Raw genomic sequence first — 17,747 nt, forward strand, 5'->3', positions numbered from 1 at the left:
GGCTTCCCCGTAGACGCGCATCGCTACAGCACGTTGAGCATCGCGAGCGCCGCTTCCTGCAGGTGCGGCAGTACGCGCCGCACGGCCGCGTCGGTCGTTTCAGTGCCGATCGGCATGTTCGTGCTCAGCGCGGCGACCACTTCGCCGTGACGGTTCTTCAGCGGCACCGCGATCCCGCGCACGCCGACCTGCAATTGCTGTTCGATCGCCGCGAAACCGGCATCGCGGGCCCGGTCGACCTGTTCGAGCAGCCGCGCCTTGTTGGTGATCGTGTGCGGCGTGAACGGCGGCAGTTCGGTGTCGTCGAGCCACGCGCGCACGGCTTCGCGATCGGGATGATGCGCGAGCAGCACGACGCCCGGCGACGTGAGCGGCGCCGGCACGCGCGCGCCGAGCACGAAGCCGGTCGTCATCACGCGCGACACGCCATTGCGCGCAATGAATACGAGTTCCCAGCCGTCGAGCACGCTCACGTACGCCGACTCGTTCAGCGATGCGCTCAGTTGCTGCAGATAGGGCTGGACCGTGCGCGGCAGGCGCGCCGAGTCGAAGTACGACCAGCCGACCCGCAGCACGCGCGGCGTGAGGCCGTACAGCTTGCCGTCGGTGTACACGTAGCCGAGCGATTCGAGCGTCAGCAGGTAGCGGCGCGCGGCCGTGCGCGTGAGGCCGGTGCGCGCGGCGGCCTGGGTGGGTGTCATGCGCGCGTGCTGGCTGTCGAACGCCTCGAGGATCGCCAGGCCTTTTTCGAGGCCGGCAATCCAGTCGCGTCGGTCGAGTTCGGGCTTTTTCATCGTCGGGAGGTGGCGGCTGGGTGCGCGGTAATCGCGCGTAAGTGGGCGATTATCGCGCGACTTGCAACGCAATAGGGTATGTGGAGGCGTGGATCCCCCTTTCGGCCGGCTTTGCGGGTGGGAGGTCGAGGATATACAACCTAAAACGTATATCCAAGGAGGTCCGTATGCAGGTTGCAAAATGGGGCAATAGTCTGGCCGTCCGCCTTCCGGCCAGTGTGGTCGACGCACTGGAGCTTCGAGAAGGGGACGATATCGAAATCGTGGTCGACAGCCCTCGTGTTTTCGCGGTGAGTCGTAAGCCGAGACCCGATGAGCTTCTGCAGCGGTTGCGGCGCTTCCGAGGCAAACTGCCCGCCGATTTCAAGTTCAGCCGGGACGATGCGAATGAGCGCGGCTGAGCCGGCGAAATCGTTCGTCGACAGCAGTGTCGTGCTTTATTTGCTATCCGAGGACGAAACCAAAGCGAACCTGGCGGAGGCGCTGCTTCTTCGGCGGCCGACCATCAGCGTCCAGGTACTGAACGAGGTGGCTAGCGTTTGCAGTCGCAAATTGCGGATGTCGTGGAGCGGCGTGGGGCAGTTTCTGGAACCGATCAGGAGTTTGTGTCATGTCGTGCCGATCACGGTCGACACGCATGACCTGGGGCGAAGGCTGGCGGAGCGACACGGCTTGTCCTTCTACGACGCGTGCATCGTTGCAACTGCTTCGATCGAGGGCTGCGAATACCTGTACACCGAGGACATGCACGATGGCTTGCGTGTGGACGGCGGCCCGGTGTTGAAACATCCGTTCGCGTGAGTGCGGATGATTTCGGATGCGTTACCGGCAAGCCTCTTGGCCACTCAATTGAGGCGAGCGATCAAGTGGGTCGAGGTTCGTCAGCTTCCTTGTGTTCATAGCACAGCGCCACAATCCGCCATCGCGCATCGCTAACGCTCCACAGCTCCAGAAAGTCGAAGCGAGAATCGATCGCCTGGTTCGTCCAGACGGACCCGATACCCGATATCGTCGCCCATTGCCCGAATTCGACGATTCGCGTGGCTTCTTCCCGATACGTGACCCGGAATGCGTCCGCTGCACGCTCAGCCGCAAGGACGTGCATGCGCGCGCGATACTGCGCTTTCGTGCGAATGCGATTTTCGTGCTGGATAAAGAAGTGCGGGCTTGCCACGAAATCGAGTTGTTCCACGTCGGCATGGCGATAGGCATCGAGCCACACGTCGCGCATCTGCATCAGGGTGAATCGGGGTTCCATGCGGTGTGCATTTCCTGTTGGCTGCGGATTTGCCGTTTTTGCGGGTTTCCGCTCGGGCAGGAAAGCAGCCTATGGTTGTGTCGGCGCTTGCACAATTGGACGGATCCGAATCTGGTTTTCCATGAGCGACACGAAGTTCATGGAGCCAGGCCGACGACAGCCTGGCGAGGCGCTCTAGCCGTCCCGCGCGAGGGGCGGCCACCTCGATGCGTGACGCGTCATGGCTTCGGCCGCATGGGCGCGGATGATATCGACTACGGGGAAGAGAGAAGCGCCGGCTGGTACGAACCAACCGGCGGCTGAAGACCGACCGGCGGCGTGTCGACGCCGCCGGTCGAATGTGACAAGTGAGAAAACCAGATGCGACGCAAACCTCACCCGTGCCGCATCCGCGGTGAGCTTACTCGCTACTCGTCCACTCGACGTTCGCGCCGACCGAGCGCAGGTTCTCGACGAAGTGCGGGTGCGCGCGGCGGATCGGCAGCGCGTTCATGATTTCCGAACGGCCTTCGATACTCGCGGCCACCATCAGCAGCGCGATCGCGACGCGGATGATGTACGGGCTCTCGACGCGCGCCGGCGTCAGTTGCAGCCCGCCGAACGTGATCAGGCGGTGCGGATCGGACAGCAGCACGTGCGCGCCGAACTTCGACAGTTCGCCCGACCAGCCGAGCGCACCGTCGTAGACCTTGTTCCAGAACATCGCGCTGCCTTCCGCGCGCACGCCGAGCGCGATGAAGATCGGCAGCAGGTCGACCGGCAGGTATGGCCACGGCGCGGCTTCGACCTTGGTGAGGATGTTCTGCGTGAACGGCCGGCGCACGCGCAGCGGGCCGTCGCGTTCCGCGCGCGACCAGCCGTCGCGGTGCGTGACGTTGACGCCGAACTTCGCGAATGTGCGGTCGATCAGCGGGAAATGTTCGGGCGACGAGTTGCGCACCGTGATGTCGCCGCCGGTGATCGCGCCGAGCGCGAGGAACGTCGCGATCTCGTGGAAATCCTCGGCGAAGCGGAACTCGCCGCCGCCGAGCTTGCGGCCGCCCGTCACGCAGATCCGCGACGTGCCGATACCTTCGATTGCGACGCCGATCATCGCGAGGAACTGGCAGAACTCCTGCACGTGCGGCTCGGACGCCGCGTTCATCAGCGTCGACGTGCCGTTCGCGGTCGTCGCGCACAGCGCGAAGTTCTCGGTGGTCGTCACCGACGCGTAGTCGAGCCAGTGGTCGTTGGCCGTCAGCGGGCCGTCGGTGCGGACGATCAGCGAATCGGGCGTGCGCTCGATGTGCGCGCCGAAGCGCTCGAACACCTCGACGTGCGGATCGATCTCGCGCACGCCGAGCGTGCAGCCCTTCACGTCGTTCTCGAGGCGCGCGACGCCGAAGCGTGCGAGCAGCGGCGGGATCAGCATGATCGACGAGCGCATCGCTTCCGGCAGCCGGTGGATGGCCGGGTCGAACCGGGTATTGCGATGGTGGAGTTCGAGCAGGCCCGTCGTGAAGTCGACCGACACGTCGCTGCCGAGTGTGCGGAAGATGTCGAGGATCTTGCGCACGTCGGTGATATCCGGCACGCCGACGAGGCGCAGCGGCTGATCGGTCAACAGGGTGGCGCACAGAATCGGCAGGACGGCGTTCTTGTTCGCGGACGGCTTGATGTCCCCGCGCAGCGGAGTGCCGCCGTGGACGATGAGATTCGACATGATATGGGGGCGTATCGGTGACTGACGTAGGCCCATATGATGCCATTGGTCGGCGGGCGGCGTGGAAGGTTCGGAGGGGAAAAGGGGAAAAGGGGCGTGCAACTGACAGTGTTTGACGTCGCGCACGCGAGGCAGCAGGGCTGTTGCCGACCGCCGTCGACCCATGTGCGATGGCCGGCCACGGGTCGGGCCGGCCATTCGGCAGGTTGTTACTGCGCCGCCCGCATCCGCGCGGCGACCGCCAGCGAGATCAGGCAGCCCGCCGCGAGATAACCGGCGACGAGGTGCCACGAACCGCCGGCCACGGTGACGAGGCCGACCGCGATGAACGGCGTGAACCCGCCGCCGACCACGCTCGCGAACTGGTAGCCGACGCCCGCGCCGCTATAGCGGTATTCAGCGCCGAACAGTTCGGTGAACAGCGGCTGCTGGACGCTCACGACCATGTCGTGCGCCGCATTCGCGAGCAGGATCGAGAAGATCACGATCCACGCGATCGACCGCGCCTCCAGCGCGAGGAAGAACGGCACCGCGGACGCGACGCCGATCAGCGCGCCGATCAGGTAGATGCGGCGCAGGCCGTAGCGGTCGGCCAGCCACGCGAAACACGGGATCGTCACGCAGCTCACCGCGCCTACCAGCAGGCCGATGTTCAGGAACAGGTCGCGCGACATGCCGAGGTTCGACGTCGAATAGCTGAGCGCGAACGCGGTGACGATATACATCGTGAACAATTCGGCGAGGCGCAGCGCGATGATCAGCAGGAACGCCTTCGGATGGCGCGTCAGCGCTTCCAGCACGGGCAGGCGCAGCTTGCGGTTGCCGTGTTCGACCTTCTCGACGAACTCCTGCGATTCGTCCATGTTCTTGCGCACCCACAGCCCGATCAGCACGAGCACGATGCTGAACACGAACGGCAGGCGCCAGCCCCACGACTTGAACGCGGCCTCGCCGAGCGTGTGGCTCAGGATCGACACGATGCCCGTGGCCAGCACGAGACCGACGCCGTAGCCGACCTGCACGCCGCTGCTGTAGAACGCCTTCTTTTCCTTTGGCGCGCTTTCGACGGCCATCAGCGCCGCGCCGCCCCATTCGCCGCCGACCGCGAAGCCCTGGATCGCACGCATCAGCACCAGCAGCACGGGCGCCCACCAGCCGATCGTCGCGAAGGTCGGCAGCAAGCCGATCGCGACCGTCGACAGCCCCATCAGCATCACGGTCAGCACCAGCATCCGCTTGCGGCCGAGCCGGTCGCCATAGTGGCCGAACACGACGCCGCCGAGCGGCCGGAACAGGAAGCCGACGCCGAAGGTCGCGAACGCCGCGAGCGTGCCCATCGTCGGGCTGACTTTCGGGAAGAACTCGGAATTGAATACCAGCGCGGCGACGATCCCGTACAGCAGGAAGTCGTACCAGTCGACCACGGCGCCGACGAAGCTGCCGATCGCGGCCTTGCGGGCCTGGCTGCGTATGCGGGCACCGGCGGTGGCGTCGAGGGTGTCGAAGGTTGGGGTCATGGCGGTGTCTCCTGGAACGGCGCATCGTGGAATCGTGGCGGCGCCGCGTCCGATGCTGCATTGAAGTCGATGAGTGAACGGAGAATAGGGCGGGCGCCGCACGGCGGCAATTGGCCAATCGGGCAGAGTGCGCGATTATCGTTCAAGTTCGTGCGATTATCGAACGATTTTCGGGTTTGCACTAGGCGGCGTGACGATATCCCGTTTGGCCAGGGTGTGCCGCCGTGAACGATCTGGTTAAAATCGGCAGCATTGAAAACTTGCCCGTTCGGGGCGGATGTGCGGTCGCCACGCTGGCTGCGCATGCCGCACGCGGCGGGCGCCATCCCCATCGACTGCATGCCCCCGGAGACTGGAATGCCCGGCAATTCCCACCCCTTGTCCAGCGATACGCCGCCCGTTGCCGATCCGGCTGCCAATCCGCTCGGGATGGCCGGCCTCGAATTCGTCGAATTCGCGGCGCCCGTGCCGGAAGCGCTCGCGCAGCGCTTCGAGCAGTTCGGGTTCAAGGCGATCGCGCGGCATGTCAGCAAGAACGTCACGCTCTACCGGCAAGGGCAGATGCATTTCCTGATCAACGCCGAGCCCGATTCGTTCGCCGCGCGCTACGCGGAGGAATACGGGATGGGCGTCTGCGCGATCGGGCTGCGCGTGGCCAGCGCCCGGCGCGCGTTCGAGCGCGCGATCGAGCTCGGCGCGTGGGCGTTCGAGGGCGAGAAGGTCGGCGTCGGCGAATTGAAGATTCCGGCGATCCAGGGTATCGGCGATTCGCACCTCTATTTCGTCGACCGCTGGCGCGGGCGCGACGGCCAGCGCGGCGGTGTCGGCGACATCTCGATCTTCGACATCGATTTCCGGCCGATCGACATCGCGACCGCGCATACCGATCTCGACTGTGTGGGCGTCGGGCTGCAGCAGGTCGATCATTTCACGCAGACGGTCGGCGCCGGGCGCATGCAGGAGTGGCTGGATTTCTACCACGACCTGCTGCATTTTCGCGAGATCCACGAAATCGACGCGCACTGGCATGTGTCGGAGGAATCGCGCGTGATGGTGTCGCCGTGCGGCGCGGTGCGGATTCCGGTCTACGAGGAAGGCACGCGGCGCACCGAGCTGATGCACGCGTATCTGCCCGACCATCCGGGCGAGGGCGTGCAGCACGTCGCCCTGGCCACCGACGACATCCTGTCCTGCGTCGATGCGCTGCGTGCGAACGGCGTCGAGTTCATCGAGCCGCCGGCCCGCTATTACGACGACGTCGACGCGCGGCTGCCGGGGCATGGCGTCGATCTCGACGCGCTGCGCCGTCGCGCGGTGCTGGTCGACGGCGAGATCGGCAGCGACGGCGTGCCTCGCCTGTTCTTCCAGACCTTCGTCAAGCGCCGGCCCGGCGAGATCTTCTTCGAAATCGTGCAGCGCAAGGGGCACCACGGGTTCGGGGAAGGGAATCTCGCGGCGCTCGCCCGCGCGCGCGCCGCCGGTTGAGCAGGCACGGCGCCCGCATCAGGCGTCACACGCGATACTTCAAGCGTCACGCGCCGTACACGAGGGTCGTCAGCGCGGCGCCGCCTTCGGCGATGCGTTCGTGAAAGCGGACGAGCGCGCGCGACGGCACGCCGTTCGGCGTGATGCCTTCGTTGGTGGCGGACTCGATCAGGCGATTGCGTAGCGTCAGCGGGCCGATCTGCAGCGGGCTGAACGCGGTCGTGAGGCCGGCGGATTCCATATGGGGGCGGGCGTCGGGAATGGGCACGGCGACCATTGTGCGGCGGTGGGGCAGGCGCGCACGTCCGGGTGGAGGAGCCGGGGGCGGCGCTGGCGAGCCGGTGCCGCAACCCGTTGATCCGTCACACGAGATCGCCTGCCTCGAGCTTGCGGATCTGCCGACGCATGCCGTCGAAGATCGCGTCGGCCACGTCCGCCGGAAAATCCGCCGGGATCTGCGCGGCGGCTTCGGCGATCGCGGGTTCCGTGCGCACGACGACGGCCGCCATCGCGGCGCGCACGTCGTCTTCGGTCAGGCCGACACGCCGGCCTTGCGCGATCCAGTGGCGCGGCTGGATCTCGCCGATCACGTAGTGCCGGTTTTTCCCGCACACGGCCATCGCGAGCCGCGCGCGGCGCGGCGGAAGCTGGTGGCGGCGCGTGCCGATGATCGGATGCGCGGACAGCACGTCGTACAGCGGCGTGCTGCGGTACGTGTTGCCGGGCAGGTGCGCGATGCTGAAGTTCTTCGCATGGCCGTCGATCGCCGCCAGCACCCAGAACACGAGTTGCGCGACGAAGAAGTTCATCCGGTCGTGTGCGGCGTCGGCCGAATGCGCGAGGATGCCCATGATCGTCTCGATGCCGGGGCCGCCGTCGGATTCGTATTTCGCGCCCGACGGCGTGCCGGTCGCCTGGCACATGTCCTCCTGCGGCAACCGCAGGATCCACGTGCGGTCGCGCGACGGACGCCGGTCGAAGCGCTCGACGATCAGCGCCTTCTGGTCGTCGAACCGGCCGATCTCGCACGGCGCGACCGGCAGGCCGTACGCGGCGACGAGCTTCGAGCACAGCCATTCGTTTTCGACGGAGGTCCGCATGTCGGCCTGCATGTTCCCGACGCGCCCGAGCGGCAGCTTGAAGATGTGCGTGGTCGGCGTGCTGCCGGATGGCCGCAGCCACCGGTTTCCCCGGCGCAGCAACGCGGTCTTCTCCTGCGCGCCGGCAATCGACAGGCGCAGGTCGCCTTCCGGTTCCGCGCGGCCGGGCAGCGGCACGGCGGTCGCGTGGCGCAGCACATCGGCGACGGCCGCGTCGTCGAGCGTCACGCCGTCGATCGCCTCGAGATCGACGGGTGTTTCGCCGGGCGGCAGCATCTGGATCGCGCCGACGCAATCGCGGCCGATCGACGCGAGCAGCTCGAACGGCGCCGTCGAGCGGAGCCGGTAACGCTGCGCGATGCGACGGCGGATCGGCTCGCTGTCCGGCAGCAGGTTGTCGAAGTAATCGGCGACGATCGCGCCCTGGTGCGGCTGGTTGCCGGGCGTGAAGGGCAGCGACAGCGACAGCGGCCGCCCCTGTGGATCGTCGAGCCAGGCCGGCAGGTAGACGAGACGCTCGACGCCGCGGCGGACTTCCCAGTAGCCGACCGGAATGCCGTTCATCCACAGGTCGAGCCGATCGTGACGGGCACGAGCGGCCATCGTCACCAGTCCTCCCGCTTCGAAACCCGCGGCTTGCCCGGGGTGGCCGGCGCCGGCCGCTTGCGCGCGGCGCCGGTCTTGGTCTGGATCGGTTCTTTTGCGGCCGTGGCGCCGCGCGCCTTTTCCGGCGTGCGTTTGCTCACGGCCGGTTTTCGCGTCGCCGGCGCGGCATCGGGCGCGGGACCGGCCGATGCCGCCGACACGTCCTGCTTGCCCAGGGCTAGCGTCATGTGAACGCCAAGCGTGTTCAGCACCTTGAAGAGCCGCTCGATGCTGACCGCCGACGGATTGGCCTCGAGTTGCGCGTAGGATTGCTGCGTAACGCCCAGGCGGGCGGCCAATTGCGCCTGCGTGAGCCCCGCGGCTTTCCGGAAGCCGACGAGTATCGGACGCAGCTGGGTCAGGGTCTGGACAGGAAAGGTCATCGGGCGCTCCGCAGGATGACAGGCGATCGTTTGTCATCGGAAAATACAGTCTATGGCATGTATTGTCAAAATACAAATCATAGGCTGTATTCACAAAAAACAAACGATAGCCTGTCAAGCGGAAAACCGGCCGGCCATCCCGCGCCAACGCCTCATCACGCAGCCCGCAGCGGGTTCGCGTGCGCGCCCCGCGCGCTGTCCGGATCGTCGTCGCCGTGCGGAATGACCGCCATGATCTCGAGGTCGTGCCCCGACAGCGCGGGCAGCCGGAACGGGCTCGACAGCACGTTCAGCCGCCGCACGCCGAGTTCGCACAGGCTCTGCGAGCCGATCCCCGTCACGCGTCCGTCGCGGCGCGCATGGCCGGCCGGCACCCGCATCGCGTCGCCGCGCATGTCGCAGTCGGGCAGCGCCGCCACCCCGCAGCCGGCCGCGTCGATCCGTTGCAGTGCGGCACGCAGCGGCCACGAATGCGCGGACGGCTCCGCATCGAGCAGGTCAAACAGGTCGAGCAGCGAATGGCATTCGTGCACGCGCGTCAGCACGGGTGTCGACGGATCGGGCTCGCCGCGCACGAGCGCGAGATGCGGCCCGCCGTGCACGGTGTCGCGATACTCGATCGCGCGGAACCGCCCCCACGGCATATGCAGCGGCCGCTCGCCGACGCGCTCGACGAGCGATGCGTGCTCGCGGCGGTAGTGGATCAGGTATGCCGATCGTCACGCCGTCGGCCGCCTCTCCATCGGAGCCGGCCGCATTCGTCTGGCGATACATCGGCATGGGTCAACCTGCCGCGTGTCGCACGATGGCCGCGCCATCATGCAAAAGAGGCTCGCACGGTGCGAGCCTCTTCTTCATTCAGCGCAGTCGAAAGCGATGCATGGCGTGCCGCCCGCATTCACGAGCCGCGCGTCGACCGATCCGCCCATGCCGACAGGGCCGGCCACTGTGCACAGCCGCGCCGGATGAACCCGGCGCCCGTGCGAATCACGAGTGCGCCGATCGCGAGCGCGGCCAGATCGTCGAGACGGCGGAAACCGATCAGCGCCGCGCTCATCGCGAGCGCTGCCAGCAGCGACGACAGCGCATCGGTCCGGACATGCCAGCCGCTCGCTTCGAGCAGCGCGGAGCCCGTCTCGCGCGCCTTGCGCAACATCCAGTACGACAGCGCGGCCTTGCCGGCGAGCGTGACAGCGACGAGCGCAAGCGTCTCCGCACCCGGCTGCACGACGGGCGGTGTGGCGAAGCGATTCGTCGCATGCCAGATCATCTGCACGCCGGTCGCGATGAGCAACGCGCCGAGGCCCGCGAGTGCAAGCGGTTCGTAGGTCGGGCGCCGCTCCGGCGGCAGGCGCGCGTCGAGCCGGCATGCGACGAGGATCAGCGCATCGGCCGCGAGGTCGATCGCCGCGTGTGCGACGTCCGCGAGCAGGCCCGACGAATGCGCGGACCATGCCGCGACCGTCTCGACGGCGAGCAGCAGCAGGTTGATCGCGAGGCTGACGGCGAGGGCGCGGGACGTGGCCGCATAGACGTGGGGCGTGGCGCGCGACGTGCGCTGCATGGCGGATTCGTCTGTCGATAGCGTGGGTCAGACCCGAACGCTACCGGTCGACGGTGGCAGATCCGTGACAGCGGCGGAATCGACGGATCGGCCGGTGCCGCGGTGCTGCCGTGCGTCAGGCGCGTCGCCGTTGACGTGCCGATGCGCGCCTCGGAGCTGCCGGGCCGGATCGGGCAAAGAACCGGTTGCCGGTGCGCGGCCTACTTGTTGTACCAGGTGTGGATTTTCGACGCGCCCGGTTGCTGCAGGTATTGCTGAAGCTCCTGCTCATTGTGGACCGACGTCGTCTGGTTGACTTGACGGTCGGTGATATCGAGACGGTCGCCGACACGTTTCGCGGACACCAGGTGGCCGATGCCCGAATCGCGTTGCATGCCGAGCGCGAACTGGTGACCTTCGGGGAATTGCGCCAGCCCCTTGACGAGATCGTCGGCCGTGCCCTGGCGATGCTCGACGTTGCCGTTGTTGATCTGCTTGAACGCGGCGGTCACCGTATCGGGCTGCATGCCGTGCGCGCTGATGTTCTTCACGTCCTGCTTCGACAGCCCGAGCTTCTGCACCACGGTGGGCTCGGACCAGCCGGTGATGGACGCGATGGTGTGCAGGCCGCAATCGTTCTACGTGCGGGCATGAAACGGCGTGGTGGTGGTGTCCGCGCCCATCGCGGCACCCGTTGTGCCTGCGCCGCGCTTGGGGCGTGCCATCGCAGACAAATCCAAAAGCTATCCTAACGATGTGGTGGGCGCCCGCGGCTTTCCTGCGGGATGCTCGGCCGGGCTGTGCTGCGTGTGTTCGGAAACGGCACCGCTGCGAGCGGACGAAATTTTCATGGCGGGCGTGCTCCAGGAAGAATCGGGAAGATGCCGGCGGCCCCGGTCAGGCAACGGCTTTCCGGGGGAAGGTGCGACGGTCGCCGAACATGTCGAACCGAGTGTAGTGAATGCGTCATGCCGGAAACCGCGACGGATTCGGTTCCCCGAACATCGTTTCGCATCGGCCGCACCGGGCGCGGCGCCGGAGCAGCCCCCGGTTCGCGGACGAGCATGCACGGCCTTCGTGAAAATGGCGTTCGCTTCGTGTCGATGCCGGATCCGCGCCCGCACTATGCCAACGTAGCGCGCAGTACGATCCTGCCGCGAGATCCCCATGTTCCGAAAGATCAGCAACGCCGTGCTCGAACGGCGGCAGCCCGAGCCCTCGACGACGTCCGGCGAACGCAAGACGCCGGATGCCGGCAAGCAGAAGGCCTCGCCGGGCGCGACGCCGCCACCGCAACTTGCCGGGCTGGATACGCGCTCGCCCCGGAAGTCGGCGGAAAAGCTGCGGGAGTCGCCGTCCGACTGGGGCGCGGAAACGCTCAAGGCGCTGGATGGCGTCGCGCAGCACACCGCGCAGCCGGGCAGCGAACGCACGACGGGCTTTACCGTCAGGAAGTCGCCATCGCTGCGCTCGAACGCGTCGCTCGCTTCGCTGAAATCGAAAAGCCGGCCCGCGTCGCTCACGGACAAGACGAGCGAAGTCGATACGTCCGAGCCCCGGCACGTGCCGGCCGTCGTTGGGGCCACGTTGCACGAGACGGAGACCGGGACGACGCCGGTCGCGAAGACCGACAAGGCGGCCGAAACCACCGACCCGCCGGCAACGGGCGACCACGTGGCGCGACTCGGTCGCGTATTCGACACGTTTTTCGGCGAAACCGCCGACCTCGACACGCCAGCCGGTACACCGCCGTCCGTCAAGCCGTCTTCCGGCAAGGACAAGCACACGCCGGTGGTCGCCGATGTGCCGCAGGCGGCGCGCAACGCGCAACTCGACGCGACCCGCTCGTCCAACGCGCGCTTCGAGCAGTCGCTGGCCGGCCAGGGCATGCAGCCGATCCGCAACAGCGGCCGCGGCAACAACTGCTCGATCTACTCGCTCGTGCAGTGCGCGAAGCCGGACCTCGACGGTCCGGCGCTGGACCGGGCGGTGAGCGAGATCCGCACCGACTTCGACGCGCGGCACCCGGAGGAGAAGGACAGGATGCTGCTGCTGGACGCCAACGCAGGCGGGCACGGCGCGGCACTCGTTTCGCTCGTGAACGAGAAGTTCGGTGTCGACATGCAGGTCGGCGTCGTGCAGGCGGGCGTCGACGACGCGCATCCGGTCACGACGATCGGCCAATTCCACGGCAGCCAGCGCCAAGCGGGGCAGGCGCCGACGCATCGTGTCGTCGTGTGGGACCAGCACGGGCATTTCGAGGCGCTCACCAGCACATCGGACACGGCCGCCGGCAGCGGAATCGACGCGACGACGCCGAAGCCGCCGCCGGAATCGACGCCGCCGCTCACCGCGCCCGTCACGACCAAGCCGCCGGGCGACCTGGCCACGCGCAAGAGCAGCGACGAGCCGCCCGACAAGAAAGCGGACGGAACGACGGACACCGGAAAAAAGGAAGACGCGCCGCGCCCGCATGGCGAAGCACTGGGCCAGCTCGTGCCGAACGCCTCCGTCGGCGCGAAGGCGCTGCGCAGATTCGGGCGATGGATCCGGGTCGACAACGAGAACGCGCTCCCCCAGTTGCTGAACAGGACGAAACCGGAAGGCGGGATCGTGCAGGGGCTGACGAAGGCGCATCTGACCTCCTCGCCGGCATCCGCGCTGGCCCTGGCGCACGAAGGCGTGAATACGGTCTACGCGGCGCAGGAACTGGGCTCGTCCGCGATGCGCAAGAGCCGCTACCAGAAGCAACTGGGCAACTGGCCGGCCTCCAGCGACGACCCGAAGATCACGACGGGCGGCCGCGAGGTGCCGTTGTCGGAAATCGCAGGCAAGACCGACTTCCAGTCCCGCTACGATCTCAAGGTGGCGATCCTGAGCCAGCCCGAAGGCCCCCAGCGGGAGAAGATGCTCGACGTGCTGACCGGGCGCTACATCGCCGAAGTCCAGGGCAAGAACCGCGTGGTCCGGTCCGCGATCAAGACGACCATGTCGGCCGTGGGTATCGGAGCCGGCGTGGGCCTCGCGGTCGGTACGCATGGCGCCGCGTCGGCGGCGATCGCAGGCGGCGCGATCCTGTCGGGGCGCGACCTGCTCGACAACCGCAAGGCTGCCCACTCGCTCAAGCAGCACTATCGCGACAAGAAGATGGCGGCCATCGCCGATGGCGCGATGCGCAACCGGCTGGAGAAACAGCTCGACGGCGAACCGGACGCGGCGGAAAAGGGCGACTGGGACGGCATTCGCGACACCGTCAACCAGCAGCGCATCGGGCGTTTCCTGCCGATCAAGTTCGACAAATTCAACGAGAACAAGTCGACCGACAACAAGAAGCAGGAGGTCGACCTCGTGAAGAAGCATGCGGCTGCGCGCGTGGTCGGCGCGCTGGAGGAAAGCCATGGCCGGCACTCGCTGGCGCCCGCTTATCTGCAGGCGAGCGGCGGCGTGCGCCACAAGGAGCTGAAGCAGTTCTATCGCAAAGCGGTCGACGACGACCGACGACCCGACGGCGGCAGCGACATCGCGGCGGCATTGCAACTGATGCGCGACCTCGGGATGTCGAAGATGGAAGCGATCGCACACCTGCGAACCGCGGCCGGCGGTGTCGCGCAGAAGCCGCTCGACGAGGATCTGGCGAAGCAGATGAAGGACGATTCCGATCCGATCGTCAGGCATATGGCGCAGTCGCCGGCCGACCGTCTCGAATCGGCACTCGGTTCGGCGATGGGGCGACGCTAGCGTCGCGGCAATGGCCGACGATCGGTGAAGAAGCGGGCAATTGCAGAGAGGGCAGTCATTTTTTCGTGATTGGGAATTTGAATCAGGTAATTATGACGCATCGCAATCGATATTTCGCTTCGTATTTATGCGCGTCGATACGCACCGGTTCGCGTATCGGGTCAGCCACTCACCTATATTGACCGCACGAAATGCAAGCCGGGTAAATACTTCCAATCAAAGACAGGAGTGTCCGATATGGCCGCGAATATCACGATTACCGTCAGTCCGTCGACGACCACGCCGACCGACTTCGGCAATTCCGGAGCCAATGGTGCATCGTCGGCGAATCAGCCGGTGAACTTCACGCTGGACGCCGGTTCGCTGGCCGCGCTCCTGAAGCCGCCGGCCGGCGGCAACGGTGGTGCGAACGGTCTGGGTGGCGCGGGCCAGGGTCTGCACAACGTCAAGCTGAGCACGGACAAGGGTACCGTGCAGGTGCAGATGGACAGCCAGGGCAACCTCTACGACAAGAGCGGCAAGAGCATCGGCAAGCAGAACCCGGACGGCTCGTTCACGTTCGACAGCGGCAAGAGCCCCGAAGCCGAAATCCTGAATACCGGCTCGGCGAACGGCAAGCACCAGCCGCAAGGACGCGAAACGATGGATGCGTCCGACGTCAGCGTGTCGGCAGGCGATCTCCGCGGTCCGAACGGCAACGGAAGCGGCAGCACGGATGCCGGATCGACGATTCCGGTGAACTACCCGCAGAACAACGGCGCGTTCAACCCGAACGGCGGCAACGGCGTGCCCGGCGGCGAGAACGTCAACATCGGCGTGGGCAATTCGCCGACCGGCGGCCAGACCATCACGATCACGCTCGGCGACGGCACGTCGCCGAATGGCACCGTGCCGCAGTCGGGCAACTCGCCGTATGCGAATGGCGGGCTGCCGGTCGGCCTGGGCGGCTCCGGACAGGCCGGCCAGGGGCTGCACAACGTCAAGCTGAGCACGGACAAGGGCACGGTACAGGTGCAGATGGACGACCAGGGCAACCTTTACGACAAGAGCGGCAAGAGCATCGGCAAGCAGAACCCGGACGGCTCGGTGACGTTCGACAGCGGCAAGAGCACGGCAGCCGAGATCCTGAATACCGGCTCGACGAACGGCAAGCACCAGCCGCAGGGCCGCGAAACGATCGATGCGTCGGACGTCAGCGTGTCGGCTGGCGACCTGCGCGGCAGCCAGGGCGAAGCGCAGGATGCGGCGACCGGCAAGGAAGTCGAAAAACTCAGCCAGCTGGGGCTGGGGCCGGTGGATCCGAAGGGGCAGACGGTCACCGTCTGACGGAGCGGGCGCGGCCGGGCCGGCAGCGGCAACTCGCCGGCCCGGACATGACTGACGACGCGGCGGGCGCGACGCGCCTCGCCGCATGGCACTCGCAATTGGCATGAGACGGCTCATTCTGGATCGAAGCGAGGACGTGATGCAGTTCGTGGCGTCCTTGACGGGGGAAGCGCGTTACCCCAACTACGACGACGCGATCGGCCTCGAGAAGGACGGCCGGCTCGTGGCCGGCGTGGTGTACCAGGCCTACAACGGCCCCAACGTGGCGATGCATTTCGCGGTGGCCGGCTCGCCGCACGTGATCACGCCCGGGTTCGTCTGCGCGGCGTTCCGCTTTCCGTTCGTCCTGTTGCGCTGCAACCGGATCAGCGGCTATGTCCGCGCCGACAACCTGGCCGCGCAGCAGCTCGACGAAAATCTCGGCTTCCGGCGCGAAGGGGTAATCCGCGAGGGGGCGTCCGACCGGACCGACTTCATCCTCTACGGCATGCTGAAACACGAGTGCCGCTTCCTCGACGGCCGCTACCTGGCGGCGATGAACCGCGACCTGGCGCAGCCGGAACGCGCAGAAGCGTGATGCGCGCGGGACGAATGGCATTGCGACGAGACGAATGCGCCGGTCCGGCAAGTAGTGCGGACACTTCATGAAAGAGTCCGCATAAATCATGAATGGGCCCGCATAAATCCATATAATCGTTTTCATAGCGATTTATAGGGTCGGTTTAAACGGTTTTAATCGAATCGGCATTCATTTGTTTACGTATTAAAGATAAACAAATCGAATCCTTTTCCGGAGGAATTCATTCATTGGCATCCGATATCGATGATTGTTGCTTGCATCACATATTTCAGGCGACGTGATATATCCGTATTCGCAGCACTTTTCGCCGATTGGCCCGGCTTTCTCCACTCACGATCCGGATAACCGAGCCGGAGCTGTACGTTGCATCCATCGCATCCGCCGTTGCCGACGCAGTCTGTCGCAACCGCCGGGGCGTCCAGTTGCCGCAGTCGGAACCATGGCATCGCTCCTCGCATGACGCCGCACGCCGGCCGGCATGGACGACGCATTTCCTGCCTGCTCATCCAGGGAACGAGCTGATAATGAATCTTGCGGTTTTCTCCAAAGACATGACGCGGCGCGATGCAATCTGCAGCCATCTCGCCGCGAACGGCATCGCCGTCGAACGGTTCGACGACGAAACGACCTTCGCCCGCGCGCTCACGCGTCGCGAGTTCGACGCGATCCTGATCAGCATGGAGCAGGGCATCGATCCGCAGCACCCCGTGCTCGTCCATCGCGCGTGCCACGGCGTCCAGCGCGCGCCGCTGATCCTGATCTGCTCGCCGGGCGACAGCATGGACGCCGTGGACCTGCTGGACTACGAAACGGACGAGATCGTGCTCGCGCCGATCAGCCTGCCGGAACTGTTGCTGCGTCTGCGCCTGACCAGCCGCCGGCTCCAGTGCACGCGCAGCAGCGCAGACCGCGAGCGATTGACGTGCGGTCCGTACCGGCTGGATCGCCACGCGTCAGCGGTCAGCGTGGCCGGCGACGTGATCCGGCTCACGTCGCGCGAGTTCGCGATCGCGTGGATGCTGTTCTCGCAATTCGACAAGTACGTCGCCCGCGGCGAGATCGCGCGGGCGGTGTGGGGCAGCCCGGAGGACGTCGTCAGCCGTTCGCTCGAACAGCACATCTACAAGCTGCGCAAGAAGCTCAGCCTGAACGGCGAGCACGGCGTCTACCTGCGCACGATGTACGCCGTCGGCTACCGCATCTTCATCCAGACGCGCGAGCACCGCGTCGCGCCGGTTCGGCAACGCACGACGATGCCGGTGCCGGCGTATGTCGACGACCTCGATGCGCCGGTCGCGCGGCACGCAGCCGGCGGACGCTGACGCATGACACGGGCACGCGCGACGATCGATCGGGCCGGGGCAGGCTGCTTGCTGCAGCTTCGCCGGATGGACGCGCGTGACATCCTGTTCGCCCCGGTTCGCTCCCATGTCCTCGCATATTCCATCGCACCGCGCGGCAACTGAGGCCGCCCGGACTGACGACGCCCGCGGGCCCGACGGCACGCCGCTGGATGCCGTGCGCGACGCGGTGCAGCTCGACGGCGACGTCGTGCTGAGCCTGCTCGCGCTGATCGGCGGCGGGGGCGCGGAACTGAAGGACGCAGCCGGTGGCGGGCAGGCGCAGGGCCGGCCCGCAGGCACGCCCCCCGGACCGGCACGTGACGGCGCGCCGTG

At 66.6% G+C, this 17,747-nt stretch carries 18 protein-coding genes; 8 read left to right on the forward strand and 10 right to left on the reverse strand.

Features of this window, described 5'->3' with window-relative positions; genetic code table 11:
* Positions 1-23: 23 nt before the first annotated feature.
* A complete protein-coding gene (locus tag G3N64_RS25185; RefSeq protein WP_205786328.1) occupies positions 24-794 on the reverse strand; it encodes an IclR family transcriptional regulator C-terminal domain-containing protein in 771 nt (256 codons plus the stop codon).
* Between the two features lie 167 nt (positions 795-961).
* On the opposite strand from G3N64_RS25185, the gene G3N64_RS25190 reads away from it, so the two are divergent.
* Both G3N64_RS25190 and G3N64_RS25195 read left to right on the forward strand, forming a co-directional pair.
* The gene (locus tag G3N64_RS25190) at positions 962-1,195 is read left to right on the forward strand and encodes an AbrB/MazE/SpoVT family DNA-binding domain-containing protein (protein WP_047903298.1); all 234 of its coding nucleotides are present in this window, start codon (positions 962-964) and stop codon (positions 1,193-1,195) included.
* Positions 1,182-1,595: a PIN domain-containing protein gene (locus G3N64_RS25195; protein ID WP_205786329.1), complete on the forward strand. Its 414-nt coding sequence runs from the start codon at positions 1,182-1,184 to the stop codon at positions 1,593-1,595. The genes G3N64_RS25190 and G3N64_RS25195 overlap by 14 nt, the downstream gene beginning before the upstream one ends.
* 61 nt (positions 1,596-1,656) lie before the next feature.
* Here G3N64_RS25195 and G3N64_RS25200 read toward each other — a convergent pair whose 3' ends face one another.
* The 3 genes from G3N64_RS25200 to shiA all read right to left on the reverse strand — a co-directional run bounded on the left by G3N64_RS25200 (position 1,657) and on the right by shiA (position 5,271).
* Positions 1,657-2,052 carry a DUF4440 domain-containing protein gene (locus tag G3N64_RS25200; RefSeq protein WP_205786330.1) on the reverse strand — a complete coding sequence of 132 codons (396 nt, stop codon included), beginning with the start codon at positions 2,050-2,052 and terminating at the stop codon, positions 1,657-1,659.
* 400 nt (positions 2,053-2,452) lie between these two features.
* On the reverse strand, positions 2,453-3,754 hold the full coding sequence (locus G3N64_RS25205; protein WP_205786331.1) for a UDP-N-acetylglucosamine 1-carboxyvinyltransferase: 1,302 nt from the start codon (positions 3,752-3,754) through the stop codon (positions 2,453-2,455).
* A 209-nt stretch (positions 3,755-3,963) separates the two neighbouring features.
* Positions 3,964-5,271, reverse strand: a complete 1,308-nt coding sequence (gene shiA / locus G3N64_RS25210) for a shikimate transporter (RefSeq protein ID WP_205786332.1) — start codon at positions 5,269-5,271, stop codon at positions 3,964-3,966.
* Positions 5,272-5,628: 357 nt separating this feature from the next.
* On the opposite strand from shiA, the gene G3N64_RS25215 reads away from it, so the two are divergent.
* Entirely contained in the window at positions 5,629-6,756 is a 1,128-nt protein-coding gene (locus G3N64_RS25215) for a VOC family protein (RefSeq protein ID WP_205786333.1), read from the forward strand.
* A gap of 46 nt (positions 6,757-6,802) precedes the next feature.
* Here the strand turns inward: G3N64_RS25215 and G3N64_RS25220 are convergent, their stop codons facing one another.
* From G3N64_RS25220 to G3N64_RS25245, 6 genes are all read right to left on the reverse strand, one after another.
* On the reverse strand, positions 6,803-6,997 hold the full coding sequence (locus G3N64_RS25220; RefSeq protein WP_241021194.1) for a hypothetical protein: 195 nt from the start codon (positions 6,995-6,997) through the stop codon (positions 6,803-6,805).
* A 121-nt stretch (positions 6,998-7,118) separates the two neighbouring features.
* A complete protein-coding gene (locus G3N64_RS25225; protein ID WP_205786334.1) occupies positions 7,119-8,459 on the reverse strand; it encodes a type II toxin-antitoxin system HipA family toxin in 1,341 nt (446 codons plus the stop codon).
* Between the two features lie 2 nt (positions 8,460-8,461).
* Positions 8,462-8,884: a helix-turn-helix transcriptional regulator gene (locus tag G3N64_RS25230; protein ID WP_205786335.1), complete on the reverse strand. Its 423-nt coding sequence runs from the start codon at positions 8,882-8,884 to the stop codon at positions 8,462-8,464.
* Between the two features lie 155 nt (positions 8,885-9,039).
* A complete protein-coding gene (locus G3N64_RS25235) occupies positions 9,040-9,591 on the reverse strand; it encodes a hypothetical protein (protein ID WP_277399129.1) in 552 nt (183 codons plus the stop codon).
* Between the two features lie 191 nt (positions 9,592-9,782).
* Positions 9,783-10,448 (reverse strand): cation diffusion facilitator family transporter, encoded by a 666-nt coding sequence (locus G3N64_RS25240; RefSeq protein ID WP_205786336.1) that lies wholly within the window; start codon positions 10,446-10,448, stop codon positions 9,783-9,785.
* Between the two features lie 200 nt (positions 10,449-10,648).
* Positions 10,649-11,011 carry a hypothetical protein gene (locus tag G3N64_RS25245; protein WP_205786337.1) on the reverse strand — a complete coding sequence of 121 codons (363 nt, stop codon included), beginning with the start codon at positions 11,009-11,011 and terminating at the stop codon, positions 10,649-10,651.
* A 583-nt stretch (positions 11,012-11,594) separates the two neighbouring features.
* Between G3N64_RS25245 and G3N64_RS25250 the strand changes: the two genes are divergently transcribed.
* From G3N64_RS25250 to G3N64_RS25270, 5 genes are all read left to right on the forward strand, one after another.
* Positions 11,595-14,165 (forward strand): hypothetical protein, encoded by a 2,571-nt coding sequence (locus G3N64_RS25250; protein ID WP_205786338.1) that lies wholly within the window; start codon positions 11,595-11,597, stop codon positions 14,163-14,165.
* Between the two features lie 237 nt (positions 14,166-14,402).
* On the forward strand, positions 14,403-15,491 hold the full coding sequence (locus G3N64_RS25255) for a hypothetical protein (protein WP_205786339.1): 1,089 nt from the start codon (positions 14,403-14,405) through the stop codon (positions 15,489-15,491).
* A gap of 103 nt (positions 15,492-15,594) precedes the next feature.
* Positions 15,595-16,068: a GNAT family protein gene (locus G3N64_RS25260; protein WP_205786340.1), complete on the forward strand. Its 474-nt coding sequence runs from the start codon at positions 15,595-15,597 to the stop codon at positions 16,066-16,068.
* A 527-nt stretch (positions 16,069-16,595) separates the two neighbouring features.
* Positions 16,596-17,393, forward strand: a complete 798-nt coding sequence (locus G3N64_RS25265; RefSeq protein WP_205786341.1) for a response regulator transcription factor — start codon at positions 16,596-16,598, stop codon at positions 17,391-17,393.
* Positions 17,394-17,499: 106 nt separating this feature from the next.
* The coding region (locus G3N64_RS25270; RefSeq protein WP_205786342.1) for a hypothetical protein at positions 17,500-17,747 on the forward strand (248 nt) is incomplete at its 3' end.

The organism is Burkholderia sp. Ac-20344 (assembly GCF_017104975.1).
Taxonomy (GTDB): Bacteria; Pseudomonadota; Gammaproteobacteria; order Burkholderiales; family Burkholderiaceae; genus Burkholderia.